This window comes from Acinetobacter sp. COS3, assembly GCF_000475335.1.
Lineage (GTDB): Bacteria > Pseudomonadota > Gammaproteobacteria > Pseudomonadales > Moraxellaceae > Acinetobacter > Acinetobacter venetianus.
Genome location: NZ_AXCD01000067.1, coordinates 151,787 through 172,284, shown reverse-complemented (window position 1 = coordinate 172,284; position 20,498 = coordinate 151,787). Strand labels below are relative to the sequence as shown.

Below are 20,498 nucleotides of genomic sequence, written 5' to 3'. Positions count from 1 at the left end.
CCTCCACAAAACCTTATCTAGACATAGATAAGGTTTAATTTGACATACCTTTCTCAGTGATATTCCCCTATTATATCGGTTCAGATTTCACCAGATTTAGCCACATCTCGCATGAACCACTCCGATACTTTAGAACTTAGCCTACAACTCCTTCGTCAACCCTCTGTCACTCCAGTCGATCATGATTGCCAAAAAATCATGGCTGAGCGTTTAGAAAAGGTTGGTTTTAAAATCGAAAATATGCGCTTTGACGACGTTGACAACTTATGGGCGCGTCGTGGAACTGAATATCCTGTATTTTGCTTTGCTGGTCACACGGATGTGGTCCCGACTGGTCAGTTAGATGCTTGGAATTCAGATCCATTTTTACCAAGTATCCGTGATGGTAAGTTATATGGTCGCGGTTCAGCGGATATGAAAACAGCATTAGCCGCAATGGTTGTAGCATCAGAACGTTTTGTCGCTAAACATCCAGATCACAAGGGTTCTATTGCTTTCCTAATTACTTCTGATGAAGAAGGTCCATCAATAAATGGTACGGTTAAAGTTGTAGAAACTTTAGAAGCACGTAATGAGAAAATGACGTGGTGTTTAGTTGGCGAGCCATCTAGTACCAATACACTTGGTGACATTATTAAGAATGGTCGTCGTGGTTCACTCAATGCAGTACTCACGGTACATGGCAAACAAGGGCATGTTGCTTATCCGCACCTTGCGCAAAACCCAATCCATCTAGCATCTAAAGCAATCAATGATTTATGTGAAACTATATGGGATCATGGAAATGAATATTTCCCTGCAACATCATTCCAAATTTCAAATATCCAAGCCGGAACAGGTGCAACAAATGTTGTTCCAGGTACACTTAAAGTGACATTCAACTTCCGTTACTCAACAGAAGTCACCGCAGATGAATTAAAACAACGCGTTTTAGCAATACTCGACAAATACAATCTAACTTATGACATCAACTGGACTTTGTCAGGATTACCATTCCTAACCCCAGTTGGTGAACTTGTAAATGCCGCAACCACGGCAATCAAAAATGTCGTTAATGTTGATGCAGAACTCTCAACCAGTGGCGGTACTTCAGATGGTCGCTTTATCGCACCAACAGGTGCTCAAGTGCTAGAGTTAGGTGTTTTAAACGCAACAATTCACCAAATTAATGAGCATGTGAATGTAGACGATCTAGATCCGTTAGCTGAAATCTACGAACAAATCCTTATTGAATTGCTCGCATAAAAATAAAATTAAGTAAAAAAGGAACTCAAATGAGTTCCTTTTTTACTATAAACCAAGCTTTTTTTGTATGTTTTGCAAATCTGGGACATAAAACTGTTTATCCCCCATTTTCACATATTTAAAGACATTCTGATCAGCAATATCCCGCTCTTCATCTACAATCTCAGAAATACGCAATCGAATCGATTCAGGCATTTCATTACAAACTAAAGCAAAGCGTTCAGAAACGTCATCACCCTCAATAACTAATGCAACCCCTTGCTGCTCACTCGGATCATTCACAGAAAAAACAGGAAGCTTTAAATCATGCCACTCGATATAGTCCGCATCGGTTTGAGTATCCATTGCGGACAAAACAATATTCTGTGGCAGTAACATTGGCACATTTTGATGACACTCAATAATATAAGCATCAATAAATCCAGTAGAAACTGTAATTAAATGCTGTAACTCTTGCTGGTCAATTTGACCTAATGTAGAGTTAGCGCTCTTTTTAGCCATTATTATTCACCTCTTAGCGCACTGCCAGTAAACTTTCAATATTTTCCAAGAGAGCTTCTTCTTGGAATGGTTTACCCATGTACTGACTTACACCTAATGACAACGCTCGCTCACGATGTTTCTCACCTGTACGTGAGGTAATCATGATAATTGGCAAGTCTCGATGTAACTCATGATGTCGAACAAGGTTTGTTACCTCGAAACCATCCATTCGTGGCATTTCAATATCAAGCAACATCAAATCTGGTTTAATGGTTTCGAGTTGCTCCATCGCATCCACACCATCTTTAGCAGTAACCACATCATAACCTTGTCGTTCCAACAAGCGAGATGTAACTTTACGTACCGTTACTGAGTCATCGACGATCATAATCAAGCGACGCTCATCATAACGATGTTTAGTATAGGTCTCATCAGCTTGTTTGCTACGATGAGTTGACTGCGCTTGACGTGCAATATTTTGACCATCCAAGATCAAACAAACTTGACCATCACCAAGAATCGTTGCACCTGCAATTACACCAATGCTTGAGAATTGTTGGCCGATTGGTTTCACTACAATTTGTCCACGTGAACCAATTAATTGATCAACCAACAGCGCGGTCGTTTGCCCTTGAGCACCTTTAACTAACAGAACTGGCAATGAATGCACGATACCACTCAAACGAGGAATTGGCTGTCCCGCAACGAATTCAGACAAGTAACGTAAACGGTAATTTTCCTGATCGATTTTGAAATAGTCTTCTTTACTCTCAAAGTATTGCTCTAGTGCAGCAGGTGAAATACGGACAATACGGTCAATTTGCGCCAATGGGAATGCAAATTGTTGATCGCCAGCTTTTACCATCAAGGCATCACTTACCGCTACCGTAGTTGGAACTCGAATAGTAAATGTTGTGCCTTTACCTAATTTCGAGTCAACACTGACGTGACCACCAAGCGCCTTAATATCACTTTGAACCACATCAAGACCAACACCACGCCCTGAAATCTGGGTGACTTGAGCCGCGGTACTAAAGCCTGGATGGAAAATAAATTGTAGAATTTCTTCTTGATCAAGCTTTTGGTCTTTGGTCATAAGACCAGTTTGAATTGCTTTCTGCTTGATTCGGCTAACATCAATCCCTTTACCATCATCACTGAATGTCACAACAACATCAGTACCTTGACGACCAATATTTAAAACAATACTACCCGTTTCTGGCTTATTGGCTTTCAAACGATGTTCATGATCTTCAATACCATGGTCAATCGCATTACGCAGCATGTGTTCGAATGGTGCAACCAATTTTTCAAGAATACTACGATCTAACTCGCCTTCAGTATTATTAACAATTAAGTCCGTTGGTCGATTTAACGTTGATGCAGTTTGGCGCACGATACGCTGTAAACGAGGTAACAATCTAGAGAATGGAACCAAGCGAGTACGCATTAGACTTTCTTGAATTTCGGCCTGAATACGCGACTGTTGTAATAACAGGCCTTCGGTATCACGAATCTTTTCAGATAAGGTTGTTTTAAAGTCAACCAAATCCGATGCTGATTCAGCTAACGATTTCGACAACTGATTTAAAGAAGAATATTGATCCATTTCTAATGGGTCAAAATCTTCATAGCGCGAGTTTTCGCCACCATGGCGTGCAATAATCTGACTTTCCAATTCGCCTTCCATACGGCGCAACTGATCAGCCAAACGCTTAATCGCAAGCTCCATTTCCGTTAACGTACCGCCCAGCTGACCTAAGTCCATTTCGATACGTGAACGGTTGATTGCATTCTCACCTGATAAGTCAATCATCTTCTCAATGACATCAGCTGAAACACGAATCATCTCATTGTTTTGCTCAACCCGCTCAGAGCTTTCCCACTCACCCAACATTGAAGGTGGCTCTGTACCATCTCCCTGAACAAACTCCATAGTATATTCAGGAGTAAAGATATCTTTAACAGACAGTTTTTGTGGTAATTGAGCAGAAACATCCACAAACTCCATCTTCTCCAAACTTTGTTTTAACCCATCAAAGTTTGCATATTGGCGTTTAAAGATTGCATCGCTTAACCAAGCAAAGGCTGTGTTTAATAAATTATCGTAAACATTCGAATTGAAATGGTGCACACCAAACTGCTCGAATGCATTTTCTAAATGGTATGCAATGATCGCAATTGCATCCAACTCAGCCATTCGTGCGCCACCTTTTAAACTGTGGGCATTACGCTGAAGTTGTAATAACAAACTACGATTACTACGTTGATCAAACCATTGTTTTAATAAGCTCTGAGCTTGTTCAAGTAGCTCAGCAGCTTCCTCTAAGAAAGTCTCTTCAACTAGAGAGCGAACTTCATCATCAGCATGTAGAGATTCCGTTTCTTGAGTCGTATCTACCGATATACAACTTTCTTCTATTACAGGCTGTTCGATTGATTCTACGACTTCAAACGTAGCTTGTTCTAATGACGGCTCAATGATCTCTGCCTGCGGCTCAACAAGTTCAATTTCCTCTGCCTCACGCTCTACCACATCAGCATGAGTAACAGGTCTGCTCGGTTGTTGGATCAATTCCAAGACATGTGTTGACGGATAGTCAACCTGCTGGTCACGAATGATTTGAATACGATCAGCGATATCATCCTGAACTAAACGAATTAAACCAATTAACTGCGGTGAAGGCTGCAACTGTTGATTAATCAACTTCTCATAAATCGTCTCAAGTTCATGCGCGATTAAGCCGATATGACGTGCCTGAATCATATTTGCACCGCCCTTTAAGGTGTGCAAATAACGCATCAAGTTCTTTAATGCATCCGTATTTTGATAATTCACGGTCCAAAGATTTAAGTCTGAATCAATACCAACCAACAATTCATCTGCTTCATCAAGGAAAATATCCAGTAAATCAGGATCGAACTCACGATTAGATTCGCCTGAATTTAACAATTGCTTATCTAAGGCCAATTGAGATGCTTGATCTGCGGTATCAAAAGCAGTGGTTTGAGATAATGACAAATCTAAAGTCGACAGCTCATTTCCAATACTGAGTTCGTCTGTAACTGTTTCTTCTTCAACGAATGCTTCAGAAGTTGTTTGTGCCTCCACAGAAATTTCAGCAGCAACACCTGTAGACTTAGCTAAACTTGTTAAGACAGTCAGAATATGTGTTGATGGATAATCAACTTTTTGATCTCGTATAGTTTGGATTCGATCAGCAATATCATCTTGTACTGCACGAATCACACGAATTAAATCAGGAGAAGCTTGTATTTGTTGGTTGATTAACTTCTCATAGATGGTCTCTAACTCATGCGCGATTAAACCGATGTGACGTGCCTGAATCATATTTGAACCACCTTTTAAGGTGTGCAAATAACGCATCAAGTTCTTAAGTGCATTAAGATTTTGATGATCGACTGTCCAACTATTCAAATCATCATCAATACCAGACAATAATTCATCGGCTTCTTCAAGGAAAATATCTAATAAGTCAGGATCAAAATCTTTGTTAGATTCAGCAGAATCTAACAACTGCTTATCTAACCGCAGTTGAGCAGATATATCATTTGATTCGACTGCAACATTAATATTTGGAGAAACATTTTCCTCACCCACCGCTTTAATTTCAAGTGAAGGCAATGATTCATTTTCAGAAGTTTGTTCCGACTCTAAAGCTTCAATATTTTGTTGAGTAAATGAACTTAATTCATTCAATAAAAGTTCATGAGCTTTGGTTAAAGTGACGCGTTGACCAGCGGCTAGCGTGTCAAACAACTGGATAAAGTGCTGATGAACTTGATGATATAAATCAAATGCATAATCAATATTCAACAAGTTTGGTTTGAACAATAGATCTTGATAGCTTGATCTCATTAAACTCGTATATTGATACATCCCAATCGTTGCATGGTGATGGGTATGCTGTAGCAAAAGCTCTGTTTGATGACTTAAAGATTGAATATATTGAGGGAACTCATTACGAGCACGTTTTTCAAAATCAAACTCAACATCTAATAAATCATTGATATTTAATTCTAATAACTGAGAAACAAGTCCCTGCGGACGAACAGCATCACCCTGTTTTTCTTCTAATTGGAAATCATAACTATCCCATGCAGCATTAAAAGTACTATAAATTTGATCAAGCTGCTCTTGTGCACCTTCTTGCTTCAAGGTATGTAAATAGTCTCGAACAAACTGAGCATAATTTGTAAGAAGCGCTGTTTCGTCTGAACTAGAATCCAATTCATCTTGCAACAAAGTTTTAAATAAGTTTTCTACTTTGGAACTTGCTTCAAATACTTGATCCACATGCGCCATAGCTGAACTACCACGCAATGTATGTAATGCACGAATCAAAGTATTATAGTTGTCGTTGGTTGGACGCTCGGTTAACAAGAACTGATCAATTGTAGCTAAATGATCCTCTGCTTCCTCTAAGAAAATAGCGAGAGTTTCTTTAATGAGAACATCATCCACCTGATCTTCGCTAATAAAGTCGGCAGCCTCTGTGAACTCAACTTCTGCAGCAATTTCTTCAGTAGTAACATCTTCTAAGCTTGTTGTGACTGTTTCACTATTTAGTGTATTTGCTAATTGTAATAATTCAGCTAGCGAAGGTTCAGGGCTTTGCTGTTGTTGTAATTGTTGTCCTAAAAGAACCAATGGTTTTAAATTAATTTGATGCTTTTGAACCGATTTAAAATCTTGGAAAAGTTTAAAATGATAAACATTGAAAATGGCTTGGACATATTGCTGAATTTCGCTGTTTAACGAAAGTGTACCAGCAAGTACTCTGTTGAGAGTATCTTCAACCGTCCAAGCCAATTCACCAGAAGACTTCGCACCCACCATGCGACCAGAGCCTTTTAGTGTGTGGAAATGACGACGAATATCTGTCAACACATCTTGCTGATTCGGCTGCTCGATCCATTGAGCCAATAAAGGTTCTAACTCAACAAAAATCTCTTCTAACTCTTCGATAAAAATTTCGAGAATTTCTGAGTCTTGTTCAAGATAACTATCTTCAGGAAGCGTCATCGTTTCAACTAACGTTTTTAATATTTCTTTCATAGCGGCTTCTTTCGTTTTTATCCACGAATTGTGGCTAAAAAATACGTTTATCTAACGCACAAGATGTCTTTCCGTCGAATCCTCATCTTGCCGAGATAGTCTAGATCTCTACAAAAGGAAGGCAGATACCCCATCTACCCTCCTTTCTTGACTTATTCAGGTAACTTAAAGTCTGTTACCGATTCACGTAATGATTCAGCCATATTTGCCAATTCAGAAACTGAGCGAGCTGTATCAAAAGTTGCAGTCGTAGTTTGAGAGGTAATTTCCTGTACGACATTCATCGTTGTAGCAATATGACCTGCTGATGCAGACTGAAGTTTTGCAGCATCAGAAATGCTTGCAATTAACTTCGCCAAATCGCCCGATACCGTTTGAATTTCGTCTAGTGCAATACCAGCATCTTTTGCTAAGTTCGCACCACGAACAACTTCTGAAGTCGTTTGTTCCATGGAAATAACGGCTTCGTTTGTGTCTGTTTGAATCGTTTTTACCAGACTCTCAATCTGCTTCGTTGCTGATGCAGAACGTTCTGCAAGACGCTGTACCTCATCCGCTACAACGGCGAAACCACGACCTGCTTCACCTGCCATAGATGCCTGAATAGCAGCGTTTAATGCCAAGATGTTCGTCTGGTCGGCAATATCGTTAATCAGAGAGACGATGTTACCAATCTCTTGTGAAGACTCACCCAATCGCTTAATACGTTTTGATGTTTCTTGAATCTGTTCACGAATATGATCCATACCTTCGATCGAACGGTTTACAACTTGCGCACCATTCGATGCAATTTGTACCGAACGTTGTGCTACGTCAGCTGATTCAGAAGCGTTTGCAGATACTTGGTCAATAGACAATGCCATTTCGTTCATCGCCGCTGATGCACCCGCAATTTCTTGTGCCTGATGCTCTGATGCCTCTGCTAACTGATTGGTAATATTCTGCGTATCTTGCGTATATCGAGCAACCTCTTGAGAAGTATCTGTAATACGGGATACAAGGTCGCGTAATTGATCAATCGCAAAGTTAATCGAGTCAGCAATTGCCCCTGTAAAATCTTCAGATACCGTTGCATATGAACGTAAGTCACCATCTGCAAGATCGGCAATTTCATCGAGTAAACGTAAAATCGCGTTCTGGTTACGATCATATTCATCTTGCAAGCGTGTAACACGCTCTTTATCCGTATTACTACGCAATGCAAGTAACTGTAATGCTGAGAAAACTAGCAATCCTAATGCACCAATTAATACGATACCTGCAATTACATTAGCCCAACCACCTTCAGCTTTATCAGATAAGGTATTTAAAGCACCAAGTAAATTATCTGATTGTGAGAAAATTTCAGATGAAGCCTGACGTACACGAACGATTTGATTGGCGTTCTTTAAAACTGTTTCAGCTGCTGATTTCAAAACTGCATCATAGTCAGACTTAATACTATCAACAGACTCGCGTAAATCAGGTGATGTAATACGTTCTACACCTAATTCTGCACTACCATTCAATTGAGCATTTAAGTAAACACCAAAGGTATCAATATCTGCGCCGAAGTCATTTGCAGATACGCTAGAGTTATCTGTACCAACAAGTACCGAGTTAATAGAACGCAAAATACGTTCCGCAATAAATACTTGGTTCTTCGTGATGATTACCTGACTACTTGGCATGTTCTCACGAACCATTTGATCGACCATCAAGTTATATTCTGCCTGAATCTCAGGAATAGTTTCACTGATCGAAATATTGGTATCGTATAATTGATTAATAACTTTTTGTTGAGAGGTAATCAACTCAATATTTTTAGCAACTGCACCCCAAAGCGAATCTACTTTCTTGTACTCTTCTGAACCCGTACCGTAAACACTTTCAACGGTTTCAAGGTTTGTTACAAATCGCTGTTGAGATTCAACCAGGCTTTTCATTGCTTCTGGTGTACCAGACGCAGTTGCTTCAGTCGCTTGACGAGAAATCATCTGTGATAATAAACGCAACTCACCCAAGCTACGAGTCAATTGATTCGAGCGTGGTACACTGACGAAAAGATAAATCAAGAGAATAACTGCTAGAGCCAAAGCAATTAACGCACGATAAAGAATAGGCTTTGATTTTTCAGTTTCACCGAATAATCGAGAAAACTGATCGAGTTGCGTACGGATCTTTTCTAGAAATGCACCGCCACTTTTTGAGCCAGCACTATCGCTACCGCTAGCATTTTTCTTTTTAAGTTTAAAGCCCATATCAGCTTCTCCCCTGAATACGCGTTTATCTTCCGTAGCGCATTAAATTAGTTTATAAATTTTATTGATGCATTCATGTATTGAGGATTTTTCAATAACCGACTCAGTAAAAATACATGCCATTGTTGATTATGTTGATGGAAATACCCCTGACAATAGTCTTGCAACTTATCATCTAACTCAGAACTTTGTGAAAAGAAACTCTTTTTATTAAAGTGCTGAATCCCCAAAACCTGATCAACAACCAAGCCAACATACTGATCTTGATGACTTATACAAATTACTTTTTGTGTCGGAGAAAATTGGCTGCGTTGTCCTGAAATAAAATGTGTTAAATCAGAAACAGAAAGCAATCGTCCTCGAATATTTGCCAAACCACGTACCCATGCCTGAGTATTTGGAACTGGGGTATATTTCGGTGGATAAATCACCTCAGAAATTTCCCCCAATGGTGCAACAAAATATTGCCCTAACATCTCAAATGCGATACCAGACCATCGGCTGACTTCATTTTGAGTTGAAGCATATTGTTTATTGCCTCGCTTAGATAAGCGAAGCAATTCGATAAATCCATTTGCTGCCATAACCTATCCCGTATTGAGTAATGAAAAGGCTCGTATGAATTAACTTAATAATTGTTTAATTACATCAATAAGCTGTTGCTCATCAATTGGCTTGGTCAAATAGTCACATGCCCCTTGACGCTTACCCCATACTCGATCTGTCGCCTGATCTTTGGTACTTACAATCACGACAGGAATGTGTTGTGTATCTTTGCCTTTACTAATTTGACGAGTCGCTTGGAAGCCATTCATCCCTGGCATCACCACATCCATAAGAACTAAATCAGGTAACTCAGCTTGTGCCATTGTTACGCCATCAGCACCGTTGGTTGCTTCAATTACTTCATAACCGTGTTTTGTTAAAATTTCTCTAAAACGAAAAGTTTCAGTAGGAGAATCATCTACTATAAGTATACGAGCCATTTTTTCCTCAATTTAAATTTTATGCGCTAACATGGTTACGAATCGCATTTAACAGCTCATCTTTACTGAATGGCTTTGTTAAATATTCATCAGACCCCACAACACGCCCTTTTGCCTGGTCAAACAAACCGTCTTTGCTTGACAACATAATCACTGGAATATTTTGATAGTTTAATGAATTCTTGATTAGGGCACAGGTCTGATAGCCGTCTAAGCGCGGCATCATAATATCAACAAAAACGATATCAGGATTTGCTTCGGCAATTTTCGATAAGGCTTCAAAACCATCAACCGCTGTCACAACTTCACAACCTTCTCGCTGGAGCAAAGTTTCAGCCGTACGTCGAATTGTTTTTGAATCGTCAATCACCATTACCTTTAAATTTTGAAATTTATCTTCCATTTAATTGTCCTGCCCCATTCACTCAATACAAATTATGGTTGGTTTAATTTGTTTTATACAGATTAGTTGATATTTTTAACATATCTCTACTTGCATTATCAATGAAGTTTTTTGAACCAACATATCAGTTTCCTACAACAATAATAATTAGGTCACACTTTTCACCAAATAACTATTTTTTTTGCATACTAAGTATTTTTAATTGTATAAATAGCTACTAATATACAACTGATTATTATTTAAAAATAAGTGATTTAATTAACTTTTATCGGGGAATGTAATGACTGGTTCGTTAAAGTTCGGTTTCCGTATTAGCGACTTTACAACGATTGCTCGTAATTACATTTGCGCTGTTTTTTTATGCGTTTTTTGCTCTTCTAGCTTTGCCGCAGTTGAGCAACCCAAAGCCGTTTGGTACCGTTATTACGATAAAAATGGTGTCGCAAATGTGAGCACATCAGTGACCCCTGAACATATTCGTTATGGCTATGAAGCACTTGATCGCAATATGCAAGTGATCAAAAAAAATCGCCCTTATAATGCCGCCCAAGATATTCAACAATCTGCACGTAGAGAGTCTATCGCTAGACAGAGAGAGCAAGATTTACGACTTAAACGCGCCTATGGCAATACCCGAATTGCAGCCTCAAAACGAGATCAAGTTCTCGCAACACAAAAAAAGCAATTAAATTATCAACAAGATCAGCTCAAACAATTACAGCAAGATAAAATTGCATTTAAGCGCCAAGAAATGGAATATCATCGCAAAGGACAGGCAATCCCAACACAACTCAAAAACAATTTAGAAAATAACAACAGAAACATTGATAATGTCAAAAGAACAGTTGAAAGTTTACGTAATACTTATCATAAAACCGAATCTGACTATGAAGATATTATCAATCGCTTACGTATATTAGAGCAAAATGATGCGAGTCGAACGCGCTAGCTTAACCATAGCTTAAATTATAATCTCCACACACTCGTATCACTTGGAAGAAATGCCACTGTTTAGTTTTTCCGAAATTAATGATTTCATGGCATAATACCTCGTCTTCAGAAATGCTCTGTTTATCTTTTCATTTTTGTTGTCTTCTTTAAATAACACTTAACTTTAGGATAGTTTCCATGCGCGCAAGCCGCTTTTTATTTGCAACGTTAAGAGAAACCCCAAATGATGCTGAAGTCATTTCACACCAGCTCATGTTACGTGCGGGGATGATTCGTAAATTAGCTTCTGGCTTATACTCTTGGTTGCCCATGGGAACGCGTGTCTTAAAGAAAGTTGATGCGATTGTTCGCGAAGAAATGAATCGTTCTGGTGCTTTAGAAGTATTCATGCCAGTTACCCAACCCGCTGCGCTTTGGGAAGAATCTGGCCGTTATGAACAATACGGTCCAGAATTGTTACGCTTTAAAGATCGCCACGATAATCCATTTGTACTTGGTCCAACACATGAAGAAGTGATCACAGATTTAGCACGTAACGAACTAAAAAGTTATAAACAGTTACCTTTGAATTTTTATCAAATTCAAACTAAATTTCGTGATGAAATTCGCCCACGTTTTGGTGTGATGCGCTCTCGTGAATTTATCATGAAAGATGCCTATTCATTTCATGCTGACCAAGCTTCTCTCCAAGAAACTTACGACGTAATGTATGACACTTATAGTCGTATCTTTACACGTCTTGGCTTAGACTTCCGTCCAGTTCAAGCAGATACAGGTTCAATTGGTGGTTCAGCTTCTCATGAATTCCACGTACTTGCTGCAAGTGGTGAAGATGATATCGCATTCTCAACTGAGTCAGACTTTGCTGCTAATGTTGAAATGGCTGAAGCTGTTTTAGTTGGTGAACGCGCCGCTGCAACTCAAGCTTATACGCTTGTTGATACGCCGAATCAAAAAACCATTGCCGATGTATGCCAGTTCTTAAACAGCGATGCTAAACAATCCGTTAAAGCACTTTTAGTACAAGGTCCAAGCGATGAGAAAGGTCATACACCAGTGGTTGCCCTGTTCTTACGTGGCGATCACGAACTGAATGATATTAAAGCTGAAAAGCATCCCTTAATCGCTGCGCCTTTAACTTTTGCAACTGAAGAACAATTACAACAACATGGATTAACTGCAGGTTTCTGTGGCCCGCAAGGTCTCGTTGAAAAAGGTTTAACGGTTATCATTGATCGCGCTGCGTCTGTTCTATCTGACTTTGTAGCTGGTGCAAATGAAGTTGATAAACATGCAACTGGCGTAAACTGGGATCGTGACGCAAAATTCACAGAAGTATTTGATCTTCGTAATGTTGTTGAAGGTGATCCATCTCCTGATGGCAAAGGCACGATTCAAATTAAACGTGGTATTGAAGTTGGCCACATCTTCCAGCTTGGTACAAAGTACTCTGAAGCATTGGGTTGTAAGGTTCTCGGTGAAGATGGTAAACCATTTACAGTGACTATGGGGTGTTATGGCATAGGCGTAACACGCGTAGTTGCTGCTGCAATTGAACAAAACTTTGATGATAAAGGTATTATTTGGCCAAAAGCGATTGCACCTTTTGAAGTCGCAATTGTTCCAATGAATGCACATAAATCACCTCGCACACTTGAAGCTGCTGAAACTCTATACGCTGAATTACAAGCGCAAGGTTACGATGTATTACTTGATGATCGTAACGAGCGTCCAGGTGTTAAATTCTCTGATCTCGAGTTGATGGGAATTCCACATCGTATCGTAATCGGTGAAAAAGGTTTAGATGCTGGTACTTTTGAATACAAAGGTCGCCGAGATGCGGAAGCGAGTAACTTAAGCAAAGATGAGCTTATGGCTCAACTCACTCGTTAATTAAAAATTTCGCGTATAAAAAAAGCCGTTTTAGAACGGCTTTTTTTATTGCTCAGTTATACAGTTAAATCTTTAATCATTTCTGAAGGTCCATTCTTTTTGACCGACTCAATCCCTTTCTCACGAGACTGTTCACTGGCGTAAAGTTGACTTGTACCAATTACTTGATGATTTGCAGCTTTTAAATTGAAATAAGGCTTCTCATTCTTAGAAGTTAGTCGCTCATATCGAACATCATCGGGACTATTTTTTTGCACTGATGCAATTCCATTCAATGCGGCAGCTTTAGTCTTATATAATTCGCTATTTAAAATAGTTTCAGCATTACCCGCTTTTAATACAAAACGATATTGCCCATCACTCGCTTGAGTTACCTCGAACCATCCAGCCATAAAGACCTCTATTTATTCAAATTGATTATTTGTTATTCACCCAATATAGAACAGCCAACCGCAATTAAAAAGATCGTATTTTGTTCACTTTTAGTAATTTACTTCACTTATAAAATAAAAAGGGAGCACGCGCCCCCTCTCACCACAAATCAAATTAAACTTTTTTAACAAATTCTGATTTTAGTTTCATAGCACCGACGCCATCAATCTTACAATCGATATTGTGACCATCACTTGCATCTGGCACTAAACGAATACTTTTTACTTTCGTACCCACTTTAACAACGGAAGATGAACCTTTAATCTTAAGATCTTTAACCACAGTAACACTATCGCCATCAGCTAGAACGTTACCATTTGCATCTTTAATTATTTCTTCTACATCAGAAGCTTGAGTTTCTCCGTCCTTCCACTCGTGTGAACACTCTGGACAAATAAGAAGATCGCCATCTTGGTATGTATATTCTGATTGGCATTTTGGGCAATTTGGCAAAGACATAAAAAAATCTCAAAATCCTATTATGATGGATAGAGACCATTTTTCAAAATCTCAGGACTGAATCTCTTTTCCATAAAAATAATTTTTGAGTACCAACGCATGATTTAACTCAGGGTCTTTTGCTGCATAAATTAATGTTAATGGTTGTTTCATTGCAATCTGTTTTAGTTCATCAACATGAGGATTCTCCCCTAATTCATGGTAATAGCCTTTTTGAAAACTTTGCCAATGTGCAGCCTGATGACAAAACTGCTTGCGTAATGCATTGGAAGGTGCAATTTCCTTTAACCACAAATCCAAATGTGCCCGTTCTTTTGAAATACCTCTTGGCCATAAACGATCTACAAGCACACGCATGCCATCTGACTCATTAACTGGATCATAAATACGCTTAATTTCAATTTGCATCACTGCCTCCAGATGGTTTAAAACTAACTCTCCATTGAGATATCAATGACTTGTCCATGTGAATCAAAACTAACGCAAATCACATAATTGGTCACTTGATCAGGCAAGCTAAAATCAAGCATTTCATAGGCTTCTATTTCCTCATCATCCCCTTCATGCTCAAGTACCAAAGCATCTAAAACCTGTAAGGGTGTCGGTGAGGATGTCCCAAAATGTTTAAACCAATATTCAGGTTCAATTTCTTCCAAATGATGTTGTATATATAAATCAACGCTATCTTCAGCTTGTTGATCTTCTAAGGCCAATTGCATGGCAGCTCGTGCTAGTTTTTCACGTTGCTGTAAAATGGATAACTCTTTCATTTCCCCACCTCAAAATATCAAATTTATTATTAGTTTTTATTTATATTTCAACACTTCAATTATTGATTAGGAATATCTGCTTCTACAAGCAAAGCAAATAAGCTTAGAGACTCTTGCCAACCTAAGTAACAAGCCTCTACAGGAATAACATCTGGAATTCCTTGCTGTGTAATATGAACTTCCGTCCCCACAATCACAGGTTTCAATTCAACTGTCACATTAATCTCTCCTGATAAGTTAGGATCCTCGAATTGATCTGTATAACGTAATCGTTCATTCTCGACGATTTCAATATAAGTACCGCTAAAAGCATGAATATGACCTGTTGAAAAGTTAGTAAATGACATTTTATATTTGCCGCCCACTTGTGGATCAAAATGATGGACTTTTGCGGTAAAACCATGTGGTGGCATCCATTTCACTAATACATCTGGATCTAGAAATGCTTTAAAAACACGTGTTGGAGGAGCGGTAAAGACGCGATGTAGTTTTACTGTACCAGACATTGTTATTCTCCTTTTTGCTGTTTTTTTAACCTGCAACTTTATCATATCAACTTCTATTAGAACTGTGGTGTTGCTGATCCCTCATTTCAGCTCGAATATCGAGAATCTAAAGCTGATTTTTTGTGAAAAATGGCGCAAAATAACAGTCCATATTTTCGTGATCAGAATATAGCTTTAGGATTGATCTATGAGTCAACTTGCTTTCACGGCTTTTAGCTTAAATGGTGTAGATGCACAAAAATTCCTTCAAGGACAAGTGACCGTTCATACAGAGCGCTTAGCTGAAAACGAAAGTCGCTACACTGCTATTTGCGATTTAAAAGGACGTATTCATTTTGGTTTATGGATTAAAAAACTTAATCCTGAAAGTTTTGAGCTTGTGACAACACAGGATCAAGCAGAAGAGTTTGCAAAGCACATTAAAAAATTTGGTGCTTTTTCCAAAATGAAATTAGAAGAAGTTGGAACTGTTTTTCCAACAACAAATGGCAAGCAAACTGAATTTTCTCAAACTGAAACTGATATTAACGCTTGGCAAATTCAGGCGATTCAATCGGGTCAAGCTTGGATTACTCAAACAACTGAGCATCTTTTCCAACCGCAAGAGTTACGTTTACATCAACGTGATGGCGTTCATTTTGACAAAGGTTGTTATCTTGGTCAGGAAATTGTTGCTCGCCTTTGGTTTAAAGCAAAACCGAAACACTGGTTACATTTGATCCAAGCCAAAGGTGATCTTCCAATGCCAGCAACCCAACTCAGTAAAGATGTAGAGGTGGTAAATAGTATTGCATTTGAAGATAGCTATCTTGCGCTTGTAATTGCCAAGCCAGCAGCATTAGCAGAGCTCAATGTAAATGTTTTGGATTTACCAGACGCACTGAATGGTGATGTGGCTCGTCCAAACTAAGTCCTTATAAAAATCATGCTTTAATTTTTTGATTTTAAAAACTCATGGGTTATCTCATGAGTTTTTTTGATTTAAATATTTCTTAATTAGTAACCATTTAAATCTCGAACTCGCAAAAATGCTCAAAAATAATAAAGCTAAAATTTAAATAAATTTGAACTACAATTCTTGTCGGAAATCCCAATCGACGTTATTGTTCAACGATTACCTATAGAATCAACTCCTCATGAAAATAATGATCAAAACTTGGTTATCTGCAATTACTTTAAGCTTTTTGAGCTTACAAAGCCTTCATGCTGACAGCAAAACACTAGAACAAAATTTCAAGCGTAATTATCCAGATCTTCCAATCAAATCGGTTTCACCTTCCCCTTTAACGGGTATCTATGAAGTCTATGTCGCAGGAAAAATTATTTATACGGATGAAACTGCAAAATATTTATTTTTTGGAAATTTATTGGATGTGAAAAATAAAACCAATCTTACCGAGGAACGTTTGATAGAGTTAGGAAAAATTGATGTTAAACAGCTACCTCTAGACCAAGCTATTAAATATGTGAAAGGAAATGGAGAACATGCGCTGTATGTGTTCACTGATCCAGACTGCCCATATTGTCAAAAATTAGAACAATATATGACTTCCATCGACAATGTAACGGTCTACATTTTTTTATTCCCACTTAAGAAACTCCATCCTCAAGCTGAAATAGCGGCAAATAAAATTTGGTGTGCTAAAAATCAATATGAAGCTTGGGAAGATTATATGCTTCACCGCAAACTGAATAAAAATTCAGGCCAATGTGGCACGCCTATTCAGAAAAACATAGCCCTTGGTCAATCACTTCAAATCAATGGAACGCCAACAATATTCTTTGCAAATGGCATGCGAGTTTCAGGTATTCCACAAGATGCTGAACAGATTGAATTACTGTTGCAGGAAGCCAGCAAATAGAGCATACAATCTCTAAAAAACTCTTAAATACACCAGTAGTCCATTAAACAAATGGACTACTGGTATAATTTTGATTTAAGTTCTTTGACCCATCTTAATCAAGAGATATACAAAACCATCATTTACATTTTACGCCAATTTTTTATGATGTGTATTGCATATTGCACTCTGCTACATAAAGGATGAAAGCAGGTTTCGGTATAAGGAAAAAAATATGAAAAAGTTGCTCATTGCTAGTTTAATTCTAGCTGCATCTCACTCAACATTTGCAGCTGAGGAAAAAGCCACTGCTCAAACTGATCTATTTGCAAAAGCAACCCAATTATACGAAGACAAAAATTTTTCAGGCGCATTCCAAGAAATGCAACGCATTGCAAATACAGGAAATGCTCAAGCAATTTATAATGTAGGTGCAATGACTCAACAAGGTCAAGGTACGATCAAAGATGAGAAAAAAGCTTTGCAGTATTTTCAAGAAGCCTCTAACAAAGGATTCGGAAAAGCTAGCTTTGAAATAGCACAAATGTACCGTTATGGCAAAAGCAGTGTAGGAATCAGCAAGGATACAAACAAATATAAGCAGATGTTAGATAAAGCAGCAAAACAAGGCTCTGAAGAAGCTGGTGTTGAAATCGCCACCCTATTTTTTGCACAAGGCAAACCAGAATACGATCAACTTGCTATTCGACAACTCATTCCTTTGATTCAAAAAGACTACTACCCAGCAATACACCTTAAAGCTTTATATGATTTAGGTATAGGAACAAAAAACAAAAACCCAATTATGCAACAACGTGCTATAAATACTTTTCGAACATTAGCAGCAAAAGGCTATGCGCCCTCATTATTAGTTTTAGGCAACATGATGGCAAACGGGGATGTAATTGAACAGAACCTTCCAGAAGCTCAAAAGATTTTCTCGTCGTTAGCAGCTCAAAATATCCCAAATGCCAAAGAATCCCTTGCGAAAGTCGAACAAGCAATTGCTGCTCAAAAAGCTGCACCTCCACCTAAAAAATAACAAAAAAAGCGCCTGATCTTAGGCGCTTTTTATCATTTAAAATGCTTACTTACACTGATTCCAGCACTCCAATTACGCCCATCCGCTGGTTCAAAGAAACGACTATTACCATCATTAACAATAACTGAACCTGCATAATTTTTATCAAATAAGTTATCTACACGTGCAAAGCTATTAAAGCCCCAATCTGCATATTTCCAAGCATATCCTGTGTAGATCGATGCAATTGTATAGCTAGCAGCAGCATCACTATTACTGTCATCGACATAGATTTTGTCCATATACTGCGTATCAAGTCCTGCATAAAAACCTTGATCTGGTTTCCATGCTAGCCCAATAAATGCTTGATTCTTAGCGATGCCAGGAATTGCATTACCTTTAGGAATCTCAGCAATTTTTCCAAGTGCTGGAACATATGAATCAAAAGTTGCATCTAGGTAAGCATAACTCGCATTTACAGTAAGATCTTTCCAAACTTGCTTATTCCACGTAAATTCAGCACCTTTTCTTAAAGTACGATCTGCATTACGGAAAGTCGAACGACCATTTGAAGAACCCGCTGAAACAATATCATTTTGAGTTTTGCTCTGGAAAACGGCTACAGTAAAATCACCCAACTGATTTTGCGACTTTAAACCCAATTCATAGTTATCACTAGTCGATGGCTTTAAATCAAAATTAAAGCCCGACTTGTTACTATCAGCTTGATAAGCCATTTCAGTAAAAGTCGGTGTTTCAAAACCTTTTGCATAACTCACATAAGGCAATAATTCAGGCAGAATTTGCCAGCTTAACGCGGCTGAAGGCAAAATCTTGTCATACTCTGTTTTATCACTGTCATTCCCATTACTCAAATAGTGATCTTTAGATTTGTAATGCATATTGCTATAACGTACACCCGTATCTAAACGCCAAGTCGGTAAAAACTGCCAAGATGCTTGTAGATATGGATCGATATTCCATAAGCTATTGTCTTCATCACGGCGTAACGTGCCTTTAACGCCGTATGATGGTTCACCAGCAACAATATTAAAGTTTTCAAAACCTTGTCGATCTTCATCCATCTTATCGACGGCAACACCTATACTAAAGCGAGTATTTGGCAATAACTCTTTACCCGTCCAACGGAAATCAGCACCATAATAATTACGTTCAAAATCTATTACTCCACCTGCGTGATTAGGATTTAATTGTGCAGAGCGAGGAATAGATTGATACTGGGTCACTTGGCGATTACCAAAATATGCCATGCCATACAATTCATGCTGATCATTAAGCGGTTTTGACCACGTGATCCCTGTTTGTGTTTGATCAATATCTTTTCGAACATTGTAAGTATTGTTTGTATCATTCACTTGACGTGGATTATTCTGCCATTGCTGCCTATTCAATCCCTGCGGATCATCAGCATTAATCTTGACGTAATTGGTGATCCAGTTAATTTTACTGCCATCATCAAGATTCCACGTTAGTTTTGCATTATTCAATACTTTATTTGCGCCACTATGATTTCGAAATCCATCAGTATCAAAATAAGATGAACTAATGATATAACTTGGTTCATATTGGTGATCTGAACCGCCCTGTAAAATTAAACCAGCACGATTTTTATTGTGACTCCCACCAGCATAACTCATCTCAATCGAGTCTTTTCCTGTACCTTCTCTGGTGGTTGCTAAAATCGCACCACCTGACGAGTTACCATACAGTGAAGAAAATGGCCCCGTTAAAACCTCAAGATGACTTAAGCTACTCAAATCAACATTTGAGGTTTGCCCTTGTCCATCAGGCATGGTTGCAGGAATTCCATCAACATACAATCGAATACCACGAACGCCAAATGTAGACCGCGCACCAAAACCACGCATAGAAAGTTGCAGGTCTTGCGCGTAATTTTCTCTATTCCTAAGCTGAATACTTGGGACACCTTTCACGATTTCCGTCAAATTAACCTGCGCCGACTGGCTACTTTCAGGCATATCCACCCTAAAAATTGAAGCAGGCGTCTCCATGTAAGAAGTATCTGTACGTGTCGCTTCAACTTTGATTGTTGGGAGTTGTGCTGGCTGATCGTGATCAACCTCAATTGCCCATACTGAGGTATTACCCAATGCCATAAACATGGCAATGTAACCGTATAGAAGATTAATTTTCATCGAAGGCATGA

At 38.6% G+C, this 20,498-nt stretch carries 18 protein-coding genes; 6 read left to right on the top strand and 12 right to left on the bottom strand.

Features of this window, described 5'->3' with window-relative positions; all coding sequences use genetic code 11:
• Positions 1-111 precede the first annotated feature (111 nt).
• Positions 112-1,245, top strand: coding sequence for a succinyl-diaminopimelate desuccinylase (gene dapE / locus IO68_RS31285; RefSeq protein WP_031234929.1), 1,134 nt, complete (start codon positions 112-114; stop codon positions 1,243-1,245).
• Positions 1,246-1,290: 45 nt separating this feature from the next.
• Here dapE and IO68_RS31280 read toward each other — a convergent pair whose 3' ends face one another.
• The 6 genes from IO68_RS31280 to pilG all read right to left on the bottom strand — a co-directional run bounded on the left by IO68_RS31280 (position 1,291) and on the right by pilG (position 10,437).
• The gene (locus IO68_RS31280) at positions 1,291-1,746 is read right to left on the bottom strand and encodes a hypothetical protein (protein WP_004877156.1); all 456 of its coding nucleotides are present in this window, start codon (positions 1,744-1,746) and stop codon (positions 1,291-1,293) included.
• A 13-nt stretch (positions 1,747-1,759) separates the two neighbouring features.
• The gene (locus tag IO68_RS31275; RefSeq protein WP_023014130.1) at positions 1,760-6,808 is read right to left on the bottom strand and encodes an Hpt domain-containing protein; all 5,049 of its coding nucleotides are present in this window, start codon (positions 6,806-6,808) and stop codon (positions 1,760-1,762) included.
• Between the two features lie 152 nt (positions 6,809-6,960).
• Positions 6,961-9,048 carry a methyl-accepting chemotaxis protein gene (locus IO68_RS31270; RefSeq protein WP_023014129.1) on the bottom strand — a complete coding sequence of 696 codons (2,088 nt, stop codon included), beginning with the start codon at positions 9,046-9,048 and terminating at the stop codon, positions 6,961-6,963.
• A gap of 47 nt (positions 9,049-9,095) precedes the next feature.
• Positions 9,096-9,632 (bottom strand): chemotaxis protein CheW, encoded by a 537-nt coding sequence (locus IO68_RS31265; protein WP_023014128.1) that lies wholly within the window; start codon positions 9,630-9,632, stop codon positions 9,096-9,098.
• Between the two features lie 39 nt (positions 9,633-9,671).
• Positions 9,672-10,034, bottom strand: a complete 363-nt coding sequence (locus tag IO68_RS31260) for a response regulator (protein ID WP_004877164.1) — start codon at positions 10,032-10,034, stop codon at positions 9,672-9,674.
• A 19-nt stretch (positions 10,035-10,053) separates the two neighbouring features.
• Positions 10,054-10,437 (bottom strand): twitching motility response regulator PilG, encoded by a 384-nt coding sequence (pilG, locus tag IO68_RS31255; protein ID WP_004877165.1) that lies wholly within the window; start codon positions 10,435-10,437, stop codon positions 10,054-10,056.
• 280 nt (positions 10,438-10,717) lie between these two features.
• Between pilG and IO68_RS31250 the strand changes: the two genes are divergently transcribed.
• Together IO68_RS31250 and IO68_RS31245 are read left to right on the top strand one after the other, a co-directional pair.
• Positions 10,718-11,386 (top strand): hypothetical protein, encoded by a 669-nt coding sequence (locus IO68_RS31250; RefSeq protein WP_023014127.1) that lies wholly within the window; start codon positions 10,718-10,720, stop codon positions 11,384-11,386.
• 179 nt (positions 11,387-11,565) lie between these two features.
• Entirely contained in the window at positions 11,566-13,281 is a 1,716-nt protein-coding gene (locus IO68_RS31245) for a proline--tRNA ligase (protein WP_023014126.1), read from the top strand.
• A gap of 56 nt (positions 13,282-13,337) precedes the next feature.
• Here IO68_RS31245 and IO68_RS31240 read toward each other — a convergent pair whose 3' ends face one another.
• From IO68_RS31240 to IO68_RS31220, 5 genes are all read right to left on the bottom strand, one after another.
• Positions 13,338-13,673: a YegP family protein gene (locus IO68_RS31240; protein ID WP_023014125.1), complete on the bottom strand. Its 336-nt coding sequence runs from the start codon at positions 13,671-13,673 to the stop codon at positions 13,338-13,340.
• Positions 13,674-13,827: 154 nt separating this feature from the next.
• Positions 13,828-14,172 (bottom strand): zinc ribbon domain-containing protein YjdM, encoded by a 345-nt coding sequence (locus tag IO68_RS31235; protein WP_023014124.1) that lies wholly within the window; start codon positions 14,170-14,172, stop codon positions 13,828-13,830.
• A gap of 51 nt (positions 14,173-14,223) precedes the next feature.
• Positions 14,224-14,580, bottom strand: coding sequence for a DUF488 domain-containing protein (locus tag IO68_RS31230; protein ID WP_023014123.1), 357 nt, complete (start codon positions 14,578-14,580; stop codon positions 14,224-14,226).
• Positions 14,581-14,603: 23 nt separating this feature from the next.
• Positions 14,604-14,942, bottom strand: a complete 339-nt coding sequence (locus tag IO68_RS31225; RefSeq protein ID WP_007482456.1) for a DUF2004 domain-containing protein — start codon at positions 14,940-14,942, stop codon at positions 14,604-14,606.
• 59 nt (positions 14,943-15,001) lie between these two features.
• Entirely contained in the window at positions 15,002-15,448 is a 447-nt protein-coding gene (locus IO68_RS31220) for an SRPBCC family protein (protein ID WP_023014122.1), read from the bottom strand.
• Between the two features lie 187 nt (positions 15,449-15,635).
• On the opposite strand from IO68_RS31220, the gene IO68_RS31215 reads away from it, so the two are divergent.
• From IO68_RS31215 to IO68_RS31205, 3 genes are all read left to right on the top strand, one after another.
• Positions 15,636-16,358: a YgfZ/GcvT domain-containing protein gene (locus tag IO68_RS31215; protein ID WP_023014121.1), complete on the top strand. Its 723-nt coding sequence runs from the start codon at positions 15,636-15,638 to the stop codon at positions 16,356-16,358.
• A 226-nt stretch (positions 16,359-16,584) separates the two neighbouring features.
• Entirely contained in the window at positions 16,585-17,310 is a 726-nt protein-coding gene (locus tag IO68_RS31210) for a DsbC family protein (protein WP_031234928.1), read from the top strand.
• 214 nt (positions 17,311-17,524) lie between these two features.
• Positions 17,525-18,331: a tetratricopeptide repeat protein gene (locus IO68_RS31205; RefSeq protein WP_023014119.1), complete on the top strand. Its 807-nt coding sequence runs from the start codon at positions 17,525-17,527 to the stop codon at positions 18,329-18,331.
• Between the two features lie 32 nt (positions 18,332-18,363).
• Here IO68_RS31205 and IO68_RS31200 read toward each other — a convergent pair whose 3' ends face one another.
• Positions 18,364-20,496, bottom strand: a complete 2,133-nt coding sequence (locus tag IO68_RS31200) for a TonB-dependent receptor domain-containing protein (RefSeq protein WP_007482452.1) — start codon at positions 20,494-20,496, stop codon at positions 18,364-18,366.
• Positions 20,497-20,498 lie beyond the last annotated feature (2 nt).

Coding starts and splice junctions, on each gene's coding strand:
- pilG (WP_004877165.1), bottom strand. CDS start 10,437: ATGGAAGATAAATTTCAAAATTTAAAGGTAATGGTGATTGACGATTCA.
- IO68_RS31200 (WP_007482452.1), bottom strand. CDS start 20,496: ATGCCTTCGATGAAAATTAATCTTCTATACGGTTACATTGCCATGTTT.
- IO68_RS31280 (WP_004877156.1), bottom strand. CDS start 1,746: ATGGCTAAAAAGAGCGCTAACTCTACATTAGGTCAAATTGACCAGCAA.
- IO68_RS31250 (WP_023014127.1), top strand. CDS start 10,718: ATGACTGGTTCGTTAAAGTTCGGTTTCCGTATTAGCGACTTTACAACG.
- IO68_RS31245 (WP_023014126.1), top strand. CDS start 11,566: ATGCGCGCAAGCCGCTTTTTATTTGCAACGTTAAGAGAAACCCCAAAT.
- dapE (WP_031234929.1), top strand. CDS start 112: ATGAACCACTCCGATACTTTAGAACTTAGCCTACAACTCCTTCGTCAA.
- IO68_RS31215 (WP_023014121.1), top strand. CDS start 15,636: ATGAGTCAACTTGCTTTCACGGCTTTTAGCTTAAATGGTGTAGATGCA.
- IO68_RS31240 (WP_023014125.1), bottom strand. CDS start 13,673: ATGGCTGGATGGTTCGAGGTAACTCAAGCGAGTGATGGGCAATATCGT.
- IO68_RS31265 (WP_023014128.1), bottom strand. CDS start 9,632: ATGGCAGCAAATGGATTTATCGAATTGCTTCGCTTATCTAAGCGAGGC.
- IO68_RS31275 (WP_023014130.1), bottom strand. CDS start 6,808: ATGAAAGAAATATTAAAAACGTTAGTTGAAACGATGACGCTTCCTGAA.
- IO68_RS31225 (WP_007482456.1), bottom strand. CDS start 14,942: ATGAAAGAGTTATCCATTTTACAGCAACGTGAAAAACTAGCACGAGCT.
- IO68_RS31205 (WP_023014119.1), top strand. CDS start 17,525: ATGAAAAAGTTGCTCATTGCTAGTTTAATTCTAGCTGCATCTCACTCA.
- IO68_RS31210 (WP_031234928.1), top strand. CDS start 16,585: ATGAAAATAATGATCAAAACTTGGTTATCTGCAATTACTTTAAGCTTT.
- IO68_RS31260 (WP_004877164.1), bottom strand. CDS start 10,034: ATGGCTCGTATACTTATAGTAGATGATTCTCCTACTGAAACTTTTCGT.
- IO68_RS31230 (WP_023014123.1), bottom strand. CDS start 14,580: ATGCAAATTGAAATTAAGCGTATTTATGATCCAGTTAATGAGTCAGAT.
- IO68_RS31220 (WP_023014122.1), bottom strand. CDS start 15,448: ATGTCTGGTACAGTAAAACTACATCGCGTCTTTACCGCTCCTCCAACA.
- IO68_RS31235 (WP_023014124.1), bottom strand. CDS start 14,172: ATGTCTTTGCCAAATTGCCCAAAATGCCAATCAGAATATACATACCAA.
- IO68_RS31270 (WP_023014129.1), bottom strand. CDS start 9,048: ATGGGCTTTAAACTTAAAAAGAAAAATGCTAGCGGTAGCGATAGTGCT.